Annotated in this window: 20 protein-coding genes; 18 read left to right on the forward strand and 2 right to left on the reverse strand. The window is 63.6% G+C overall.

The window, feature by feature from the left end:
* The first annotated feature begins 29 nt into the window (after positions 1–29).
* The 5 genes from R2823_06640 (at position 30) to lepB (ending at position 3,060) form a co-directional block, all read left to right on the forward strand.
* Positions 30–617, forward strand: a complete 588-nt coding sequence (locus R2823_06640) for a TetR/AcrR family transcriptional regulator (GenBank protein MEZ5175866.1) — start codon at positions 30–32, stop codon at positions 615–617.
* Positions 618–620: 3 nt separating this feature from the next.
* Complete coding sequence (gene trmD / locus R2823_06645; GenBank protein MEZ5175867.1) at positions 621–1,292, forward strand: tRNA (guanosine(37)-N1)-methyltransferase TrmD; 672 nt, start codon at positions 621–623, stop codon at positions 1,290–1,292.
* A 79-nt stretch (positions 1,293–1,371) separates the two neighbouring features.
* The gene (rplS, locus tag R2823_06650) at positions 1,372–1,719 is read left to right on the forward strand and encodes a 50S ribosomal protein L19 (GenBank protein ID MEZ5175868.1); all 348 of its coding nucleotides are present in this window, start codon (positions 1,372–1,374) and stop codon (positions 1,717–1,719) included.
* Positions 1,720–1,729: 10 nt separating this feature from the next.
* On the forward strand, positions 1,730–2,398 hold the full coding sequence (locus R2823_06655; GenBank protein ID MEZ5175869.1) for a DNA-3-methyladenine glycosylase 2 family protein: 669 nt from the start codon (positions 1,730–1,732) through the stop codon (positions 2,396–2,398).
* The gene (gene lepB, locus R2823_06660; GenBank protein MEZ5175870.1) at positions 2,395–3,060 is read left to right on the forward strand and encodes a signal peptidase I; all 666 of its coding nucleotides are present in this window, start codon (positions 2,395–2,397) and stop codon (positions 3,058–3,060) included. The genes R2823_06655 and lepB overlap by 4 nt, the downstream gene beginning before the upstream one ends.
* 115 nt (positions 3,061–3,175) lie before the next feature.
* On the opposite strand, the gene R2823_06665 is transcribed toward lepB, so the two are convergent.
* Entirely contained in the window at positions 3,176–3,940 is a 765-nt protein-coding gene (locus R2823_06665; GenBank protein ID MEZ5175871.1) for a DsbA family protein, read from the reverse strand.
* A 181-nt stretch (positions 3,941–4,121) separates the two neighbouring features.
* On the opposite strand from R2823_06665, the gene R2823_06670 reads away from it, so the two are divergent.
* Complete coding sequence (locus R2823_06670; GenBank protein ID MEZ5175872.1) at positions 4,122–4,445, forward strand: YraN family protein; 324 nt, start codon at positions 4,122–4,124, stop codon at positions 4,443–4,445.
* Here the strand turns inward: R2823_06670 and R2823_06675 are convergent.
* Positions 4,431–4,688: a hypothetical protein gene (locus tag R2823_06675; protein MEZ5175873.1), complete on the reverse strand. Its 258-nt coding sequence runs from the start codon at positions 4,686–4,688 to the stop codon at positions 4,431–4,433. The two genes, R2823_06670 and R2823_06675, sit on opposite strands and share 15 nt — an antisense overlap.
* 74 nt (positions 4,689–4,762) lie before the next feature.
* Here R2823_06675 and R2823_06680 point away from each other — a divergent pair, with 74 nt between their 5' ends.
* From R2823_06680 to R2823_06735, 12 genes are all read left to right on the forward strand, one after another.
* The gene (locus R2823_06680) at positions 4,763–5,551 is read left to right on the forward strand and encodes an enoyl-CoA hydratase-related protein (protein ID MEZ5175874.1); all 789 of its coding nucleotides are present in this window, start codon (positions 4,763–4,765) and stop codon (positions 5,549–5,551) included.
* A 76-nt stretch (positions 5,552–5,627) separates the two neighbouring features.
* Complete coding sequence (locus R2823_06685) at positions 5,628–7,091, forward strand: YifB family Mg chelatase-like AAA ATPase (GenBank protein MEZ5175875.1); 1,464 nt, start codon at positions 5,628–5,630, stop codon at positions 7,089–7,091.
* Positions 7,088–7,987, forward strand: coding sequence for a DNA-processing protein DprA (gene dprA, locus R2823_06690; protein MEZ5175876.1), 900 nt, complete (start codon positions 7,088–7,090; stop codon positions 7,985–7,987). Before R2823_06685 ends, dprA begins: the two co-directional genes overlap by 4 nt.
* 56 nt (positions 7,988–8,043) lie before the next feature.
* Positions 8,044–8,949 (forward strand): tyrosine-type recombinase/integrase, encoded by a 906-nt coding sequence (locus R2823_06695; GenBank protein ID MEZ5175877.1) that lies wholly within the window; start codon positions 8,044–8,046, stop codon positions 8,947–8,949.
* Entirely contained in the window at positions 8,924–9,715 is a 792-nt protein-coding gene (gene whiG, locus R2823_06700; protein ID MEZ5175878.1) for an RNA polymerase sigma factor WhiG, read from the forward strand. The genes R2823_06695 and whiG overlap by 26 nt, the downstream gene beginning before the upstream one ends.
* Positions 9,716–9,852: 137 nt before the next feature.
* Entirely contained in the window at positions 9,853–10,602 is a 750-nt protein-coding gene (gene rpsB / locus R2823_06705; protein ID MEZ5175879.1) for a 30S ribosomal protein S2, read from the forward strand.
* A gap of 2 nt (positions 10,603–10,604) precedes the next feature.
* On the forward strand, positions 10,605–11,216 hold the full coding sequence (locus tag R2823_06710) for a translation elongation factor Ts (protein ID MEZ5175880.1): 612 nt from the start codon (positions 10,605–10,607) through the stop codon (positions 11,214–11,216).
* A gap of 18 nt (positions 11,217–11,234) precedes the next feature.
* On the forward strand, positions 11,235–11,954 hold the full coding sequence (gene pyrH, locus R2823_06715; protein ID MEZ5175881.1) for a UMP kinase: 720 nt from the start codon (positions 11,235–11,237) through the stop codon (positions 11,952–11,954).
* Positions 11,954–12,499 (forward strand): ribosome recycling factor, encoded by a 546-nt coding sequence (gene frr / locus R2823_06720; protein ID MEZ5175882.1) that lies wholly within the window; start codon positions 11,954–11,956, stop codon positions 12,497–12,499. Before pyrH ends, frr begins: the two co-directional genes overlap by 1 nt.
* 43 nt (positions 12,500–12,542) lie before the next feature.
* Positions 12,543–14,084 carry a phosphatidate cytidylyltransferase gene (locus R2823_06725; protein ID MEZ5175883.1) on the forward strand — a complete coding sequence of 514 codons (1,542 nt, stop codon included), beginning with the start codon at positions 12,543–12,545 and terminating at the stop codon, positions 14,082–14,084.
* Positions 14,051–15,223: a 1-deoxy-D-xylulose-5-phosphate reductoisomerase gene (gene dxr / locus R2823_06730; GenBank protein MEZ5175884.1), complete on the forward strand. Its 1,173-nt coding sequence runs from the start codon at positions 14,051–14,053 to the stop codon at positions 15,221–15,223. Before R2823_06725 ends, dxr begins: the two co-directional genes overlap by 34 nt.
* A gap of 53 nt (positions 15,224–15,276) precedes the next feature.
* The gene (locus R2823_06735; protein MEZ5175885.1) at positions 15,277–16,437 is read left to right on the forward strand and encodes a site-2 protease family protein; all 1,161 of its coding nucleotides are present in this window, start codon (positions 15,277–15,279) and stop codon (positions 16,435–16,437) included.
* Positions 16,438–16,473 lie beyond the last annotated feature (36 nt).

A 16,473-nucleotide genomic window follows, 5' to 3' on the forward strand; every position in this document is an offset into this window, starting at 1 on the left:
CAACCAACGGTGAGAGGTACGCTTGGCGGATGGCACCGAGAGCCTCGACGGACCAGCTGCGCGATGAGATGTTCGATGCTGCAAGGGAGCTGATCGCCACCGTCGGCTGCACCGAGATGTCCCATGCCGATATCACCGCCGCGGTGGGCATCGGGAGGACCACCTTCTACGAGCATTTCTCTTCGAAGGAGGACCTGTTGGTACAGCTCGTTCGGCGGGACCTTCCGGCGACATCCGAGGCAATCGTCTCTGCCGTCCCCATTGATCTTCCTCCCGATGAACGCCTCGCTCGACTCGCCGAGAAGATGGTCGAGTTCGTCGGGACCGACCACATGGGTCTCATCCTCCACACGGAGGTGCCGCGCCTTTCACCCGAGGCACAGCGGGCCATCGCCCACGCCCACGAAGGGCTCGGCTCTGAATTCGCGAGCATCTACCGGGCTGGTGTCGCCGCAGGGGTGTTCCGGTCGTACCCACCTGCTTTCGCTGGGCGGATGATCGAGCAGATCATCATGACCGGCGGCAAGGTCGTCATGGATTCGGACGATCCCGCCGCGCGCGTTGAGGCGCTCGCGGCCGACACCGCGCGGCTTCTCGTCGATGCGTTCCGGGTGTGAACCGTGAAGATCAATGTCGTCACGCTGTTTCCTGAGTTCTTCACGACACCGCTGACCGTTTCGTTTGTGGGAAAGGCGATCGAAGACGGTGTCGTCGAGGTCGAGTTCCACAATCCACGCGACCACGGGAAGGGTGTCCACCGTCAAGTCGACGACGCACCGTTTGGCGGGGGCGCAGGGATGGTCATGACACCGGAACCGCTCGCGAAGACCCTCGATCCGCTTGCGGGAACGCACCGAGTTCTGCTCACTCCCGCTGGTGTGCCGCTGCGGCAAGAGCACCTCGACCGCTTCGTAACCATCGACGCGCTCACCCTCGTGTGTGGCCGCTATGAAGGAATCGATGAGCGCATCGTTGCCAACCTCATCGACGAGGAGGTGTCGCTCGGCGACTTCGTCCTTTCCGGTGGGGAAGCCGCCGCAGCGGTGATCATCGAAGGTGTGGTGCGACTCCTGCCCGGTGTCGTTGGAAACCCGATGTCGACCGAAACGGAGTCGTTCCGAGGTGATGGGCTCCTTGAGGAGCCGCAGTACACGAGGCCTGCCGAGTTTCGGGGCTGGCGCGTACCGGAAGTGCTGCTCAGCGGAGATCATGCCATGATCGAGCGCTGGCGGGCCGAACAGCGGCGTGAGCGGACGCTCCGGAGGCGACCCGACCTCCTCGGCGGTTCCTGATCCCACAGCGGCGATACGGTGCACACACCGATAGGATTGGGCCTCGCACCGCACTGTTTTTGCACCCCTCGGAGGACCCGTGAACACGATCGAAGAGATCGAGCAGGCTCAACTGCGCGACGACATCCCCGACTTCGCTCCTGGCGACACGGTTCGGGTTGATGTGCGTGTGATCGAAGGTGGCCGTGAGCGGATACAGGCGTTTGAAGGCGTCGTCATTGCACGGAACGGTGGATCCGGCGCCCGAGCGACTTTCACCGTTCGCAAGATCAGCTTCGGCGTCGGTGTCGAGCGCATCTTTCCGCTGCACGCGCCGATCATCGGCAAGATCGAGGTGACGCGCCGGGGCGATGTTCGCAGGGCAAAGCTCTATTACCTCCGCGACCGCGTCGGCAAAGCGACCCGCATCAAGGAAAAGCGCGACTAGCGTTCGGCGCTTGCGACAAGCAGCCGAGCCCTTCGACGATGCTGGAGCTCTCGCCTCCAACCATGAGCCCTTTGCGCGGCTTCTCGAGCGCAACGGTCGCCCGCCCGATCTCCGCCGACCCGCGACCTTCGAGACACTGGTCAGGCTCATCCTCGAGCAGCAAGTCTCATTGCAATCCGCAAGCGCCGCATTCGGCCGCCTCGAGCGTCGTGTGGGGAAAGTGACTCCAGGAGCCGTGGTCAGCCTCAGCGACGAGCAGCTGCGCGCCGATGGCTTCTCCCGCCAGAAGGCGAGGTATGTCAAGGGCGTCGCACAACTACTGATCGAAGGTGCGCTCGACCTGAAGGCTGTCGCGAGCCTCGACGCGGACGACGCTGTTGCCAGGTTGACCGCGATCCGAGGCGTGGGGCCATGGACCGCGTCATGCTTCGCACTCTTCGTCAACGGTGCTGCAGATGTGTGGCCACGAGGAGATCGCGCTCTTCATGTCTCGATGACACGGGTCATGGGACTGGATGATGTGCCGTCGAGCAACGCTGCCGCTTCGATCGCCGCGGCGTGGTCGCCGCACCGATCCACGGCGGCTCGCATGCTCTGGCATGAGTACCTCGGAGGGGCCTCGTGGCGACCGCCGGACACTGCCGGGTTCATCGAGGGCGCCGGTATGGTTCCGTCGTGACCTTCCCCGACGACGATGATCCCGATGTCACCGAAGAGGTGCCAGTACCGGTCACGAAGAAGGCTCTCCCGTTCTGGATCGAACTCCCGATCCTTGTTGGGATCGCTCTCGTCGTTGCGGTGGTGATCAAGACCTTCCTGATCCAGGCGTTCTTCATCCCGTCTGGTTCGATGCAAGAGACCCTCCAAATCGAGGATCGGGTGCTCGTGAACAAGATGGCCTACTCGTTCGGGGACATATCGGTGGGTGATGTGATCGTCTTCGATGATCCGCGTCCGGGCTTCGAGGAGGCTTCCGAGGGCATGCTCGGCAGTGCCATCCGGAACCTTTTCGAATCGATCGGGCTCGCCACTCCGCAGTCGGAGTTCATCAAACGAGTGGTCGGCCTCGCGGGGGACGAGGTGGAGCTCGTCGAGAACCAGCTCTACATCAACGGCGCGGTGATCGATGAGCCCTATCTGGCTGCCGATGCGGTGCCGCCTTCATCCTGCGGTACCTCCGACTATGGGCCGATCACCGTTCCCGAGGATCATGTGATGGTGATGGGAGACAACCGGTGCCACTCGAGCGATGGGCGGTTCTTCGGTCCGATTCCGATCGAGGACATCGTGGGCAAGGCCTTCGTCATCATTTGGCCCCCGAGCCGTTGGGGCGGTCTGTAGCGGTCGCAACACGGGGTGTCTGGAACACCAAACCGGGGCCGATTGGGTGTCTGCGATTGGGTGTCTCAGAGCGGTACCGAGGTGGCGCGATGGTCAAGCCGTTGCTTGGACTCGATCAACAGAGCCCAGCATCGACATCGCACATCATTGCTGGCGCGACTTCGGCCACACCGTTGGTTTCGAACCAGGCTGCGAGCTGTGGCTGCAAGTCTTCGAACGAGGTATAGCCCGCGGTGGCCCTCACCAGCTCGTCGCCCGTTCGAATCAGGAGCGTCGGATAGCCAGTGACTCCCCACGACCGTGTTTCTGCGAAGTCACGCAGCGTGTCTTCGTGCGCATTGTCGAATGCGGCGCCGAACGCGGCACGATCGAACCCAAATCCAGCAGCAACATCAATGAGTACCTCGCGTTGGGTGATGTCGCGCCCTTCGGCGTAGAAGGCATGCTGGAGTGCGGCGAAGAAGTCCAGTGCCGAGGTTGCCTCGAGGTTACGCGCTGCTACCACCGCTTGATCCGCTGGCCCGGTGTCGTAGACCCAGCCTTCTCGGTCAAGCGCAGCCGTCGAGAACGGTTGACCGGTGACCTCGCCGATTCTGGCCCACTCCGCCGAAAGAAATCCCTTGAGTCGCTCACCGAGAGGTTCGGCGCTCTCGAACGCGCGAAGCCCGCCGACCTTGACAGCCAGGGGGAGACCGAACTCAGTCGCGACCTTCTTCACGACCGGTGCGAAACCGTGACACCACGAGCACATCGGGTCGCCCACATAGATGAACTCGCGGTCCACCCCGGTATCGATGATGGGTGTGCTCGGGGACGGTACGGAAGTCACGATCAGCTCCTGGGGTGTTGGGTACCTGCGGGCAGCCATGACAAATGCCACGAATGTTGCGTCGCCCGCGATGTGTTCGGTTCATTTGGGACAACAATTGACACCGACGCACCATTCCCATATCGCTTCGGCTTCCGAGCTGAGCTGGGCTTGGTCCAGACGCCGGCAACGGGCACCGGTGGGTGAGATAACGAGCTAGCAACGCGCTGGTCGATGGCGTACCGTGTCCGGGATGCCACAGCCCATCGGACCGCTCGGTGAGCGTATCGCAGAGTCCTTCGTCACTCGTCGGGGATGCGTCGTGCTCGGTCGCAATGTCCATGCCGACGGCGGCGAGATCGATCTGGTGGTCCGCGACGGTGACCGACGAGTGGCCGTCGAGGTGAAGACCACCTCGGATGGATCCGACCCGCTCGATGCCGTCGATGATGTCAAGGTCGGGTTGATCATCAGAACGGCGGCAAGTCTTCGGCAAACGATCGACAGGATCGATGTCGTTGCGGTCGCAATGACACCGTCGACCCTTGAAGTGAGATGGCTCCTAGGGATTGACTGAACGGTGGTCGCCTCGGCGTCGCCGCTCTTTGAACCAACAGCCGCGGTGCCAGTGGCGACGCAGGTCTGGCATCTCCTGTGGTACGACCACGAGGTGACCCGTTCCCGGGTCGATCCTCACCTCGCATCCGGGACAGAGATAAGGCTTGTTCGCCTGATACGGCTGGATCGGCTGGACGATCTCGGCGTGCGGCACCCCGAAGGCCCCCGATGCGGCCGGGTCCGTGAAGGTCGTGTCGGTCATGCCAGGATGCTAGGACACACCCGCCCACACCCTGCGTACCGGCCTCCGTACACGCACCAAGGTACTGTGTCGGCGTGAGCGGCTTCGTGACCACCGAGGATGTCATCGGCACCCAAACGGTGCGTTGGCTCACCATGTCGAATCCCGGTCGCCGGAATGCGGTTCCGGCAACGGGCTGGGATGACCTTGCCGACGCTTTCTCAGGTTTCGCAGCATCAGATGCGCGGGTGCTCGTCGTGGCGGGCGCGGACGGGGATTTCTGCTCAGGAGCCGACATGCACCGCGACCTGACCGATGTTCCGAGTGCAGCGGACAACGCCGAACGGATGCGTCGTGCCAACCGGGCAGCAACCGAGCTGCATCGCGTCCCGAAGCCGACCATCGCTGCGGTTGATGGCGTCGCCGTCGGGGCAGGCATGAACCTCGCCATTGGCTGTGATGTCGTGATTGCAACGGAACGGGCCAGGTTCGCCGAGATCTTCGTCCGGCGCGGTCTCACCGTTGACTTCGGCGGCACCTGGCTGTTGCCAAGACTCGTGGGACTCGCCAGGGCCCGCGAACTCGCTCTCACCGGCCGCATCGTGAATGCCGACGAGGCGCTCCGCATCGGGCTCGTTGCCGAAGTGGTCAGCGTCGATGAACTCCCCGGCCGCGTCGAGTCCCTTGCCGGAGACCTCGCCGCGGGCGCGCCGCTCGCCCAGTCGATGATCAAGCGGTCCCTCGACCGGTCGTCATCGGTGTCGTTCGAACAGGCGCTCGCGATGGAGGCACAGATGCAGGCGGTTCTGCTCGGATCCGGCGACCTTCGTGAGGGAGCGCAGGCGTTCGTCGAGAAACGAACCCCCCACTTCCGGGGTCGCTGAGACGGCAATTGCCAACGATCACGGCTGGCATGCGCGGCGCAGTCTTTCTGTCAGACCCGTGTCATACGGTGAAGCCATGAGTCAACATGTCACATCCGGGGTACTCGTTGGTGTCGAGCCGATACCCGTCCACATCGAGACAACGCTCGGTGGCGGGCGCGGACAGTTCATCATCGTCGGGCTACCCGACGCGGCGGTGCGGGAATCCCGTGAGCGGGTCCGGTCAGCGATCAAAGCCTCCGGCTTTCCGTTTCCGAAGGGTCGCGTGGTCGTGTCGCTGTCACCCGCGGATCTCCCGAAGGCCGGATCCTCCTACGATCTGCCGATCGCGATCAGCCTGATCAACGCTGCAAAGGGAATCGGAGCCCGCCTCGGTGACTTCGTTGCGATCGGAGAGCTCTCGCTGCACGGCGCGGTGCTTCCGACTCGAGGGGCCATAGCAGCAGCCTGCGTGGCCGAAGCGACGAGTGCTGTTGCCCTCGTGCCCGTCGGCTCGGTCGTGCCGCGTTCGCTCGTTGCTTCGACCGCAACCGTGGCAACCCTTGCTGACGCCGTGGCGGCGATTCGCACGCCCTCGGCCCTTCCCGGGGCCAACATGAGCCCTGCAACCACCCGTCACGCGACGGATCTCGCCGACCTGCGCGGCCAGCCGACGGCCCGTCGCGCACTCGAGATCACCGCAGCCGGCGGACATCACATGCTCATGATTGGGCCTCCCGGTGCAGGCAAGTCGATGCTTGCGGCATGTCTGCCTTCGCTGCTCCCGCCATTGTCGGAGGCCGAAGAACGCGAGGTTGCCCTGATCCAGGCGGCCCATGGTGGAGGGACCACCTCGGCCGCCCCACCATTCCGGGCTCCTCACCATTCGATCTCGATACCCGCAATGGTTGGCGGGGGTGCTGGCATCCCGGTTCCCGGCGAGGTCACCAGAGCCCATCGGGGTGTTCTGTTCCTCGACGAACTCGGGGAGTTCCCACCCGCCGTACTCGATGCCCTGCGCCAGCCGATGGAAGCGGGTCATCTCGTCGTGTCACGCCAGGCCGCCTCCGTTCGGTTCCCGTCCCAGATTCAGGTCGTCGCGGCTTCGAACCCGTGTCCTTGTGGCTATCGGGACGACCGCCTCGAAGGGTGTCAGTGCACCGACCAACAGCTCGGTCGATACCGTGCACGGCTTTCGGGTCCGCTCCTCGACCGGTTCGATGTGCGGCTCACGGTCGAGCGACTCCGCCCGGCCGAGCTGCGCGGGCCCGGTGGCGAGCCGAGCGCGGCGGTCAGGGAGCGAGTTCTCGAGGCACGCCGATGCCAACACGAACGAGGTGTACTCAATCGGGATCTCGGCGCCGGGGATCTCGAATCGCTGGAGGATCCAGTGACGGTTCCGGCATTCCTCGTCGCGGAACCGAGTGCTGCCGGGTTGACCGCGCGGGGATGGAACCGGGTACGCAGAGTCGCACGAACCATTGCCGACCTCGAACAGGCGGAGTTGACCACGGACATCCACATCAAGGAGGCGATGGACCTGCGAGAGAAGGTGGCATGACGCGACAAGCCGCAGTACGACTCGCTCACGGTGCGCTGGCCCCTCGTCGTGTCGACGAGCTCATCGATCGATTCGGCACCATCGACGCCGCCGTTGACGCCGTTGAGCGAGGGCTGCCCCGACTACCGGACGCTTCACAGCAGGCAATCCGGGTCGATCGAGCCACACGGGAAGCAGAACTCCTCGCCCTCGGAGTCGAGTTCGTCATGGCAGGTGACGAGTCGTACCCGGGCCGTCTCACCAACTACGACGGGGCACCCCGATGGCTCTTCGTGCGGGGCAGGATGCCGGAAGGGCCCGCCATCGGGATCGTCGGCAGTCGTGCCTGTACCGCGTACGGTCGTGAGCTCGCGGCCGCCTACGGCCTCGCTGCGGTGCGCTCGGGCTGGAATGTCGTGAGTGGGCTCGCGCGCGGCATCGACGCAGCGGCCCATCGCGGCGCGCGGCCGGACCAACCACCAACGAGCGGGACTGGTCGGTGCATCGGCGTGCTCGGGTGTGGCATCGATGTCGTGTACCCGGCGGAGAACCGTTCCCTCCATCAGGTGGTGGCGGCCTCGGGCGCGATCGTGTCGGAGTACCCGCCCGGCATCCGTCCCGATGCGTGGCGATTCCCCACCCGCAACCGGATCATTGCCGGCTTGTCAGACATCGTGCTCGTCGTCGAGGCTTCCGTGACCGGCGGCGCCCTCATCACTGCTCGGATCGCGATCGACTACGGGGTGCCCGTCTACGCAGTGCCAGGGGACATCGATCGGTCCACCTCGGCCGGTACGAACGCGCTCATTCGCGACGGCGCCTTCCCGATCTTCGGTGCTGATGACCTCGCCGCGGTCCTCGACCTGCTCGCCCCGCTCACCCAGACCGCACCCAAGTCGATGGCCGGAGGTGTGTAGACGGCTTTGGATACGGAGAACATTGACGAACGGCCAGGGCGTGGCACCATGGGTGGATGTCAACAACGCCAATCGACCGCGGAACGGTCGCCCCGCTGATTTCGGACGCCGCAGAGTCGTATCTGGAGCGTTGCTCATTCGAGCGCGGTCTGTCGCCACACACCATCGCCGCGTACCGGGTTGATCTCGCCGGGTTCGCCGAATTCTGCCGCCGTGGCGGTCTCACGCGACTCGATGACATCGACCGGCGTGTGGTTCGCCGGTATCTCGCCCAGCTGTCGACCAAGCGGTATGCCGCCCGTTCCATCGCACGGAAGGCATCCGCGGTTCGTGGATTCCTCTCAGACGCCGCGGCGCGGTACCTCATCGATGCGAATCCCGCTGCTGGCGTCGCACAGCCGAAGCGTCCACGAATCCTGCCAAGGGCGATCCCGTCGGGTTCGCTCGCGACCATGCTCGAATCGATCGGTGACGAAGCACCCATCGATCTGCGTGATCGGGCGATCCTCGAGACCCTCTACGGAACCGGGCTCCGTGTCTCGGAGCTTGCCAGCCTCCCCGTTCGCGCCTTCGATGGCCGCCCGTTCCTCGTCGTCAACGGGAAAGGGGGCGTCCAACGATCGATTCCCGTGACACCACGCGTGGAGCGGGTGGTTGAGCAGTATGTCAGACGAGCGAGACCCATTCTCGTCGACGGGAGGGTGTCGGACCGCCTCTGGATCGGGGCGCGGGGCGGGGATCTCTCGCCGCGATCGATCCGTCGGGTTGTTGCCAAGAGGCTCGGATCGCATCCCCATTCGCTCCGCCACTCCTTTGCAACCCATCTGCTCGAGAACGGCGCAGATTTGCGTGCCGTGCAGGAATTGCTCGGTCACTCGGAACTCGCGACGACGCAGATCTACACTTCGGTGACGCGCAAGCACATGGCAGAGACCTATGAAAGAAGTCACCCCCGTGCCTGAGAAGGACCAGCACGAGCTCGATGACCTGTGGGCATCGTACAAGGCGACCGGTGATGAGAGCGCCCGCGAGGGGCTGATCCTGCACTACTCGCCCCTCGTGAAGTTCGTCGCCGGTCGGGTCGGCTCGGGCCTTCCGCGCAATGTGGATCATGGGGATCTCGTGTCGTTCGGCACCTTCGGCCTGATCGATGCGGTCGACAAGTTCGAACCGGAGCGGGGATTCAAGTTCGAGACATATGCCGTCAACCGGATCAAGGGAGCGATTCTCGACGAGCTGAGGGCCCTCGATTGGGTTCCACGGTCGGTGCGTGCACGAGCAAGGGAGATCCAGCGAACCATGGCCGAGCTCGAGCATCGTCTCCAACGGACCGCCACCGAGGACGAAGTCGCCGAAGCGATGGACCTCGATGTCGACACGCTCAGGGAGCACCTCGGTGAGATCGCGAATCTCGGTTTCGTCGCGCTCGACGAGTTGTTGAGCCCTGGCGAACGAGAGTCTGGTTCCATGACCGACATGATTCCCGACAAGTCCGCAGTCGATCCGTCACGCAACTTCGAGAAGGAGGAGACGAGATACCTCCTCGCCGATTCCATCAACCGGCTTCCCGATCGTGAGCGGCTCGTGCTGACGCTCTACTACTACGAGGGCCTCACCCTCGCCGAGATCGGAGGCGTCCTCAATGTCACCGAGTCGCGAATCTGTCAGATCCACACCAAGGCTGTCATGAGCCTCCGAAATCGCTTCATCGAGCCGGTGTACCGATAGCGACAACAGCATCGAGACGGTATCGTTCCCACCATCACACACGACCACCGCAATCTCCGCGTGGTGCACCGACCGATGTCGGTGTTCGGAGGCTCGAAGGGTGGTCCGAAGCACAACCCGAACAAGGAGAACTCTCAATGGCCGTCATCGCCATGCGCCAACTGCTCGAATCGGGCGTCCACTTTGGTCACCAAACCTCTCGGTGGAACCCCAAGATGCGTCCTTTCATCTTCTCGGAACGCAACGGCATCCACATTCTCGATCTTCGCCAGACGCTTGAAGCCGCTGAAGAGGCGTATGCGATGGCGCGTGACATCACTGCCAACGGTGGGAAGGTCCTCTTCGTCGGGACCAAGAAGCAGGCCCAACCGGCCATCGAGGAGGCTGCGAAGCGGTCCCACATGCCCTATGTCAACCAGCGGTGGCTCGGAGGGATGCTGACCAACTTCCAGACCATTCACAAACGGATCCTCTACATGCACGAACTCGAACAGATGGAATCCACGGGGGAGATGGGTCAGCTTCCGAAGAAGGAGCGCCTTCGCCTGCGAAAGGAACTCGTGAAGCTCCAGGCAGTGCTCGGAGGTGTCGCCGACATGAGGCGACCACCCGAAGCTGTCTTCATCGTCGATATCAACACGGAACACATCGCGGTCACCGAGGCGAACAGGCTCGGTATTCCCGTGATCGCACTCGTCGACACGAACTGTGATCCCGACAATGTCGATCTCGTCATACCGGGCAATGACGACGCCATTCGTGCCGCCCATCTGCTCGCTGGTGTAGTGGCCGACGGGTGCATCGCCGGTGCGGAGATCGCAAAGTCAAAGCGAAAGGACGCCCCCAACACCGACGCGGAACCGTCCGACGCGCCCGCGGGGGAGTGATCATGGCTGACTTCACCGCCAAGGATGTCCAGGATCTCAGGAAGCTGACCGGAGCCGGCATGATGGACGCCAAGAAGGCGCTCGAGGCGACCGGCGGCGACAAGGAGAAGGCTGCCGAATACCTCCGGGAGCAAGGGATCGCTGCCGCAGCGAAACGAGCCGACCGCACGCAGACCGAAGGTGTTGTCGGGGTCTACATGCACCACCAGGCAGGCCGTCCCGTGCTCGGAGTCCTCGTCGGACTCGCATCGGAGACCGACTTCGTCGCCAAGAGCGACGAATTCAAGGAAGCGGCCAACGACATCGCGATGCACGCTGCCGCATCTCGGCCACAATGGATCAACCGTGAAGACATTCCAGAGGATGTGTTGGCGGAGGAGAAGCGAATCATCGCCGCCCAGGCCCGCAACGAAGGCAAGCCCGACGAGATCGTGGACAAGATCGTCGCGGGGCGCATCGAGTCGTTCTTCAAGGATCATGTGCTGCTGGATCAGGTGTTCGTCAGGACTGACAAGTACGACGGCACGATCGGCGACATGGTTCGGGATCTGGCGGTCAGGATGGGTGAGAACATTTCCGTCTCTTCGATGGCTAGGGTCGCAATCGGGGAGTGACACAACGCGGAGGATCGGATGACCAAACGCAGAGTCGTGCTGAAGCTGTCCGGTGAGGCGTTCGCCGATGCCGAACTCGGCTACGGCATCGATCCCGCAACGGTTGACCAGACCGCGGCCGAGATCGCGGCTGCTCGCGCCGAGGGCCACGAGATCGCCATTGTTGTCGGAGGCGGCAACATCTTCCGTGGTCTCTCCGGAGCAGCGTCGAACATGGACAGGGCAAGCGCCGATTACATGGGCATGCTCGCGACGGTGATCAACGCGTTGGCAATTCGGGATGCCCTCGAACGGGCGGGCGCCGAGTGCAGGGTTCAGACCGCGATCAACATACAACAGGTCGCAGAGCCCTATATCCGACTCAGGGCTATCCGCCACCTCGAGAAGGGGAGGATTGTGGTATTCGCCGGCGGAACCGGCAATCCCTTCTTCACGACGGACACGACTGCGGCGCTTCGCGCCGCGGAGATCGGTGCCGACGCCGTGCTCAAGGCGACCAAGGTGGATGGCATCTATACCGCTGATCCCACCGTTGATCCCACGGCGGAGTTCATGGGGGAGCTCGACTACATGCACGCGATCTCCGAGCAGCTCGGAGTGATGGATGCAACGGCGATTACGATGTGTATGGAGAACGGCCTGCCCATCCGGGTGTTCAACATGAGCGAACCGGGGAATATCGCAAAAGCGATCCGCGGGGACGCCGTGGGCACGCTCGTCGAGGCTGGGAGAAGCTGATGATCAACGAAGTGCTCAGCGACGCAGAACTCAAGATGGATCAGGCCGTTGAACACACGATCAATGAGTTCGCGGGCGTGAGAACGGGTCGCGCCAATCCGGGCTTGCTCAGTCGCGTCAGCGTGGACTACTACGGTACCAGGACACCCCTTCAGCAGCTTGCATCGTTCACTGTCCCCGAAGCCCGCATGCTCATCGTCCAGCCGTACGACAAAGGGTCGATCGCCGCGGTCGAACGCGGGATCCAGGAGGCGGACCTCGGCTTGAACCCCTCCAATGACGGCAACATCATCCGGCTTGCCTTCCCGGCACTGACCGAGGAGCGGCGAAGAGAGCTCATCAAGGTCGTTCGATCCCTCGCAGAGGAGGGCCGCGTTGCGATCCGCAATGTGCGGCGCCATGCAAAGGATGCGATCGAAGACGAGGATGTCTCCGAGGACGACATTTATCGCGCAGAAGAGGAACTCCAAAGCCTCACCGACAAACACACCGCGGCAATCGACGAGGCTCTCGAACGCAAGGAAGAGGAACTGCTTGAGGTGTGACGGCACTGCATCCTGGTGAGACCCACCAGCGTGCGGTGAGTCGATGACGCACCTGTCGCACCTGATTCCGGTACCGTGGAGCACCATGGCAGACGAACGCAGCGACAACAACGCCTCCAGCTTCGACGATTGGCTTGCCGAGGAAGCCGGACCCGCGACCGACCCGTACGCGCCACCGGCCGATGGCGACGAAACCGACGAGATCGACACCATCGACGATGCCGTGTTCCGTCCCGAGACGGGCCCGCCGGGCGACGAATCAACAGCGGAAGATCCCGAACCGGCCCCCGATGCAGACGAGGAGGTCGTGGATCCAACTGACACCGCTGGGATCATCACCGTTCCAACCGACGATGAGCCGTTCGATCCGGATGCGGTGTTCGAATTCGAGGCCTATGTCGGGGACGACGAGCCAGATACGGGCGAGATCGAAATCGTCGCACCCGACGATGAGGTTGCGGGGATCGCAGCATCGTTCGGCGACCTGTGGGCGGACGAGGACGGGGGCGAATCCCCGTTCGATGACGCCGTCGACCCTGCGGCCGTTCCGTACGGGACTGCCGATGCGCCCGACGATGACGCAGGGGCAGATGACTTCGGGTTCGCCGAAGAGACCATCTTCTACGGTTCGACGCGCGAGCACGCTGGGCTCGCCGCGGCCATCGCAGCAGCCGAAGCCGAGGACACCGAGCAGGTCGCACTCGTCGCGGAGATTCCGGGACTCGAGTCGTCGGTGGTCGGATTCGACGATGTCGTCAAGGCCGAGGGGCACCGTCGTGTGCGTGCAAGGGCGACAGGGGATCTGATCTCGCGCGTCATCACCGGAATCATCCTGATCCTCGCCCTCGCGGCATCGCTCGTCTGGAGGCCGGCACTCGTCGTGTTTGCCATCGTCGTCTTCGTCCTCGCGGCGGGCGAGTTCTACACGGCACTGGCGAGGTCGGGCCGACGGCCCATCTCGCTGTTCGGGTTCGCGGGCATCGTGGCAGCAAGTCTCGGCGCGTTCTGGTGGAGCGCCGCGGCGATCCCGATCGCGTTTCTCATTGCCACCGTGCTGCTCCTCATGTTCTACGCCGTCGTTCCGGACAAGGAAGACCCGCTTGCGAACCTTGCGTTGACGACAACGGTGATGGTCTGGGCGGGACTTGGATCCTTCGCGATGCTGATCGCCAACGCCGACGCCTACGAGACCCTGATCATCGGTGTCGTCGTGGTGGTCGCAGGCGCCGACATCGCGGCGTTCTTCGTCGGGCGATCGATCGGTCGGACCCATTTTGCTCCATGGGTTTCGCCGAACAAGACCGTTGAGGGCCTTGTTGCGGGCACGCTCGTCGCGGTGGGTCTCGGCGCAATGCTCCACTACTTCGAGCCGTTCGAGCTCACTTCGGGACTTGTGATCGGGATGGTCGCGGCGGTCATGACCCCGCTCGGTGACCTTGCGATGTCGGCCGCCAAGCGCGCACTGGGCCTCAAGGACATGGGATCGGTCCTCCCAGGGCACGGTGGATTCTTTGACCGGATCGACGGGCTCCTGTTCGCCATCCCGGCTGCGTGGGCCGTCCTCATGTTCGCAGGTCTGCTCTGAAGCCCCTCGTCATCCTCGGCGCAACCGGCTCGATCGGTCGCCAAGCAGTCGAGGTGGCTGAACGGATTGGCGTTCCGATCGCTGCGATGGCAGCGAAGACCGGATCTGACGCGCTCTTGCGCCTCGCGAACGCACACCCGGAGGCGGCGGTGTGCGTTGTGGAACCGGGAGATGCCGCGAGTGCGTTTCGGGAGGAACTGGGCGACCGTGTCCATTTCGGCGACGGTGCCATTACCGAAGCGGCCGCAATCGAAGATGTCACGGTGCTGAATGCGATCGTCGGCGCGGCCGGACTCGAAGCGTCCCTCGCGGCGCTCTACGCGGGCAACCGACTCGCCCTCGCGAACAAGGAGAGCATGGTCGCAGGAGGCTCGCTTGTCCTTGCAGCACTCAAGGACGGCGGTGGCGAGCTCATCCCGGTCGATTCCGAGCACGCAGCGATCTTCCAGTGCATCGCTGGTTCGTCGAGCCGGGACATCGCGCGGCTGATCCTGACCGCCTCGGGCGGGCCCTTTCGAGGGATGAACCGTTCGGAACTCGAAGCGGTCACGGTTGCCGAGACGCTCGCGCATCCGACATGGCAAATGGGGCCGAGAATCACGACGGATTCGGCCACCCTGATGAACAAGGCATTCGAGGTGATCGAAGCGCATTTCTTGTTCGGTGTGCCCTTCGACGCCATCGCGGTCACCGTTCACCCCCAGAGCGTCATCCACTCGTTTGTGGAATTCGTCGACGGCATCGTGACCGCGGAAGTCGGTTTTCCCGACATGCGCAAGCCTATCCAGATGGCGATCACGCATCCTGAGCGGATCGCCGTTGACCATGCGCCGCTGGATCTCGTGGGCACGGACCTCACCTTCGAAGCGCCGGATCATGAGACATTTCCATGCCTTGCACTCGGGTACGAGGCAGGGCGAGCTGGCGGAACCGCACCGGCGGTGCTCAACGCCGCCGATGAAGTCGCCGTCGCAGCGTTCCTCGATGGAGTGATTCCGTTCCTTGCAATCGCATCAATCGTTGCCGAGGTGCTCACTCGCCACGAGCCGACGACGCCCGAGTCGGTCGCTGAGGTGCTCGAAGCAGACGACTGGGCTCGCTCGGAGGCTCGTTCGGCGGTGCAGAAGGCGTCTGATTAGTCGGTCTTGTCGGTACCGTTCGGCGACCGAACGACCGCAACGAGGAGCCGCGCATGGGCCCCGCCATCATGATCATCGGTGTCGTGCTGATGATCGTCATCCACGAAGGGGGTCACTTCGTCGCGGCGAAGTCATTCGGGATGAAGGCCACGGAAGCGTTCTTCGGGTTCGGCCCGAAACTGTGGTCGACCGTGAGAGGGGAGACCGAGTACGGCGTCAAGGCCATCCCATTCGGTGGCTATGTACGAATCATCGGAATGAATCCATTCGAAGAGATCGCGCCTGAAGAGGAGAACCGGACATATCGTGTCGCTCCCTTCTGGAAGAAGTCGGTCGTGGTCCTCGCAGGGATCGCGAGCCACTTCATCGTGGCATTCCTGCTCTTGTACATCCTCGGCGTCACCGTCGGTGTCGTCGTACGCGATGTCAACGGTCTTGTGGTCCGAACCACCACGATCGCAGCCGTCTCTGAGACCGTTCCGGACGGCTCGACTGCGTCGCCTGCACGCCTTGCAGGTGTCCTTGCTGGGGATGTCATCGTTGCGACCGATGGGCAAACCGTTGGCGACTGGGAGGACTTCGCGAACTTCACGGCGAGCCACGGAGACGAAACGGTGGTCATTCGAGTCGATCGCGATGGCACCGACATCGACTTGACGGCTCGGCTGGCTGTGGTCCAACGCCCTGTGCGCGACGAGACGGGCGCGGTCGTTGTCGGAGGCGATGGGCAGCCGATCACCGAGCAGGTCGGCTTCTTCGGGGTCATCGCCGAAGCGGAGCGACAGCACCCCGGCGTGCTCGGCATGGTTCCACACGCAGCCACGCAGGTTGGTGAGGCTGCCGTCCAGAGCGCACGCGGCCTGTGGGAGATGGTCGTCAGCTTCCCGAAACTTGTCATGGCGATGTTCGGCGGTGACGACGAGGTTCTCGATACGGTGCGCCCCGTCAGCCCGATCGGCCTCGTGCAGATCGCGGGGCCGGTTGAGGCGACGATCGAGCTCCTCGCGCTCGTCAATGTGTTCGTTGGCGTGCTCAACTTCGTTCCGCTGTACCCGCTCGACGGCGGACACTTCGCTGTTGCGGCCTACGAGAAGGTCTCCGGCAGGACTCCCAACATCGAGAGGCTTCTGCCGGTTGCCGCCGTCGTGTTCATCTTTCTCGTGAGCCTCGGTCTGATGGGCGTCTACCTCGACATCTTCGATCCCATCGGGTAGCCATCCCGGCATGGACGCGGCAAGTGGCTGGCTACC

Source organism: Acidimicrobiia bacterium, assembly GCA_041393965.1.
GTDB lineage: Bacteria > Actinomycetota > Acidimicrobiia > Spongiisociales > UBA5794 > UBA5794.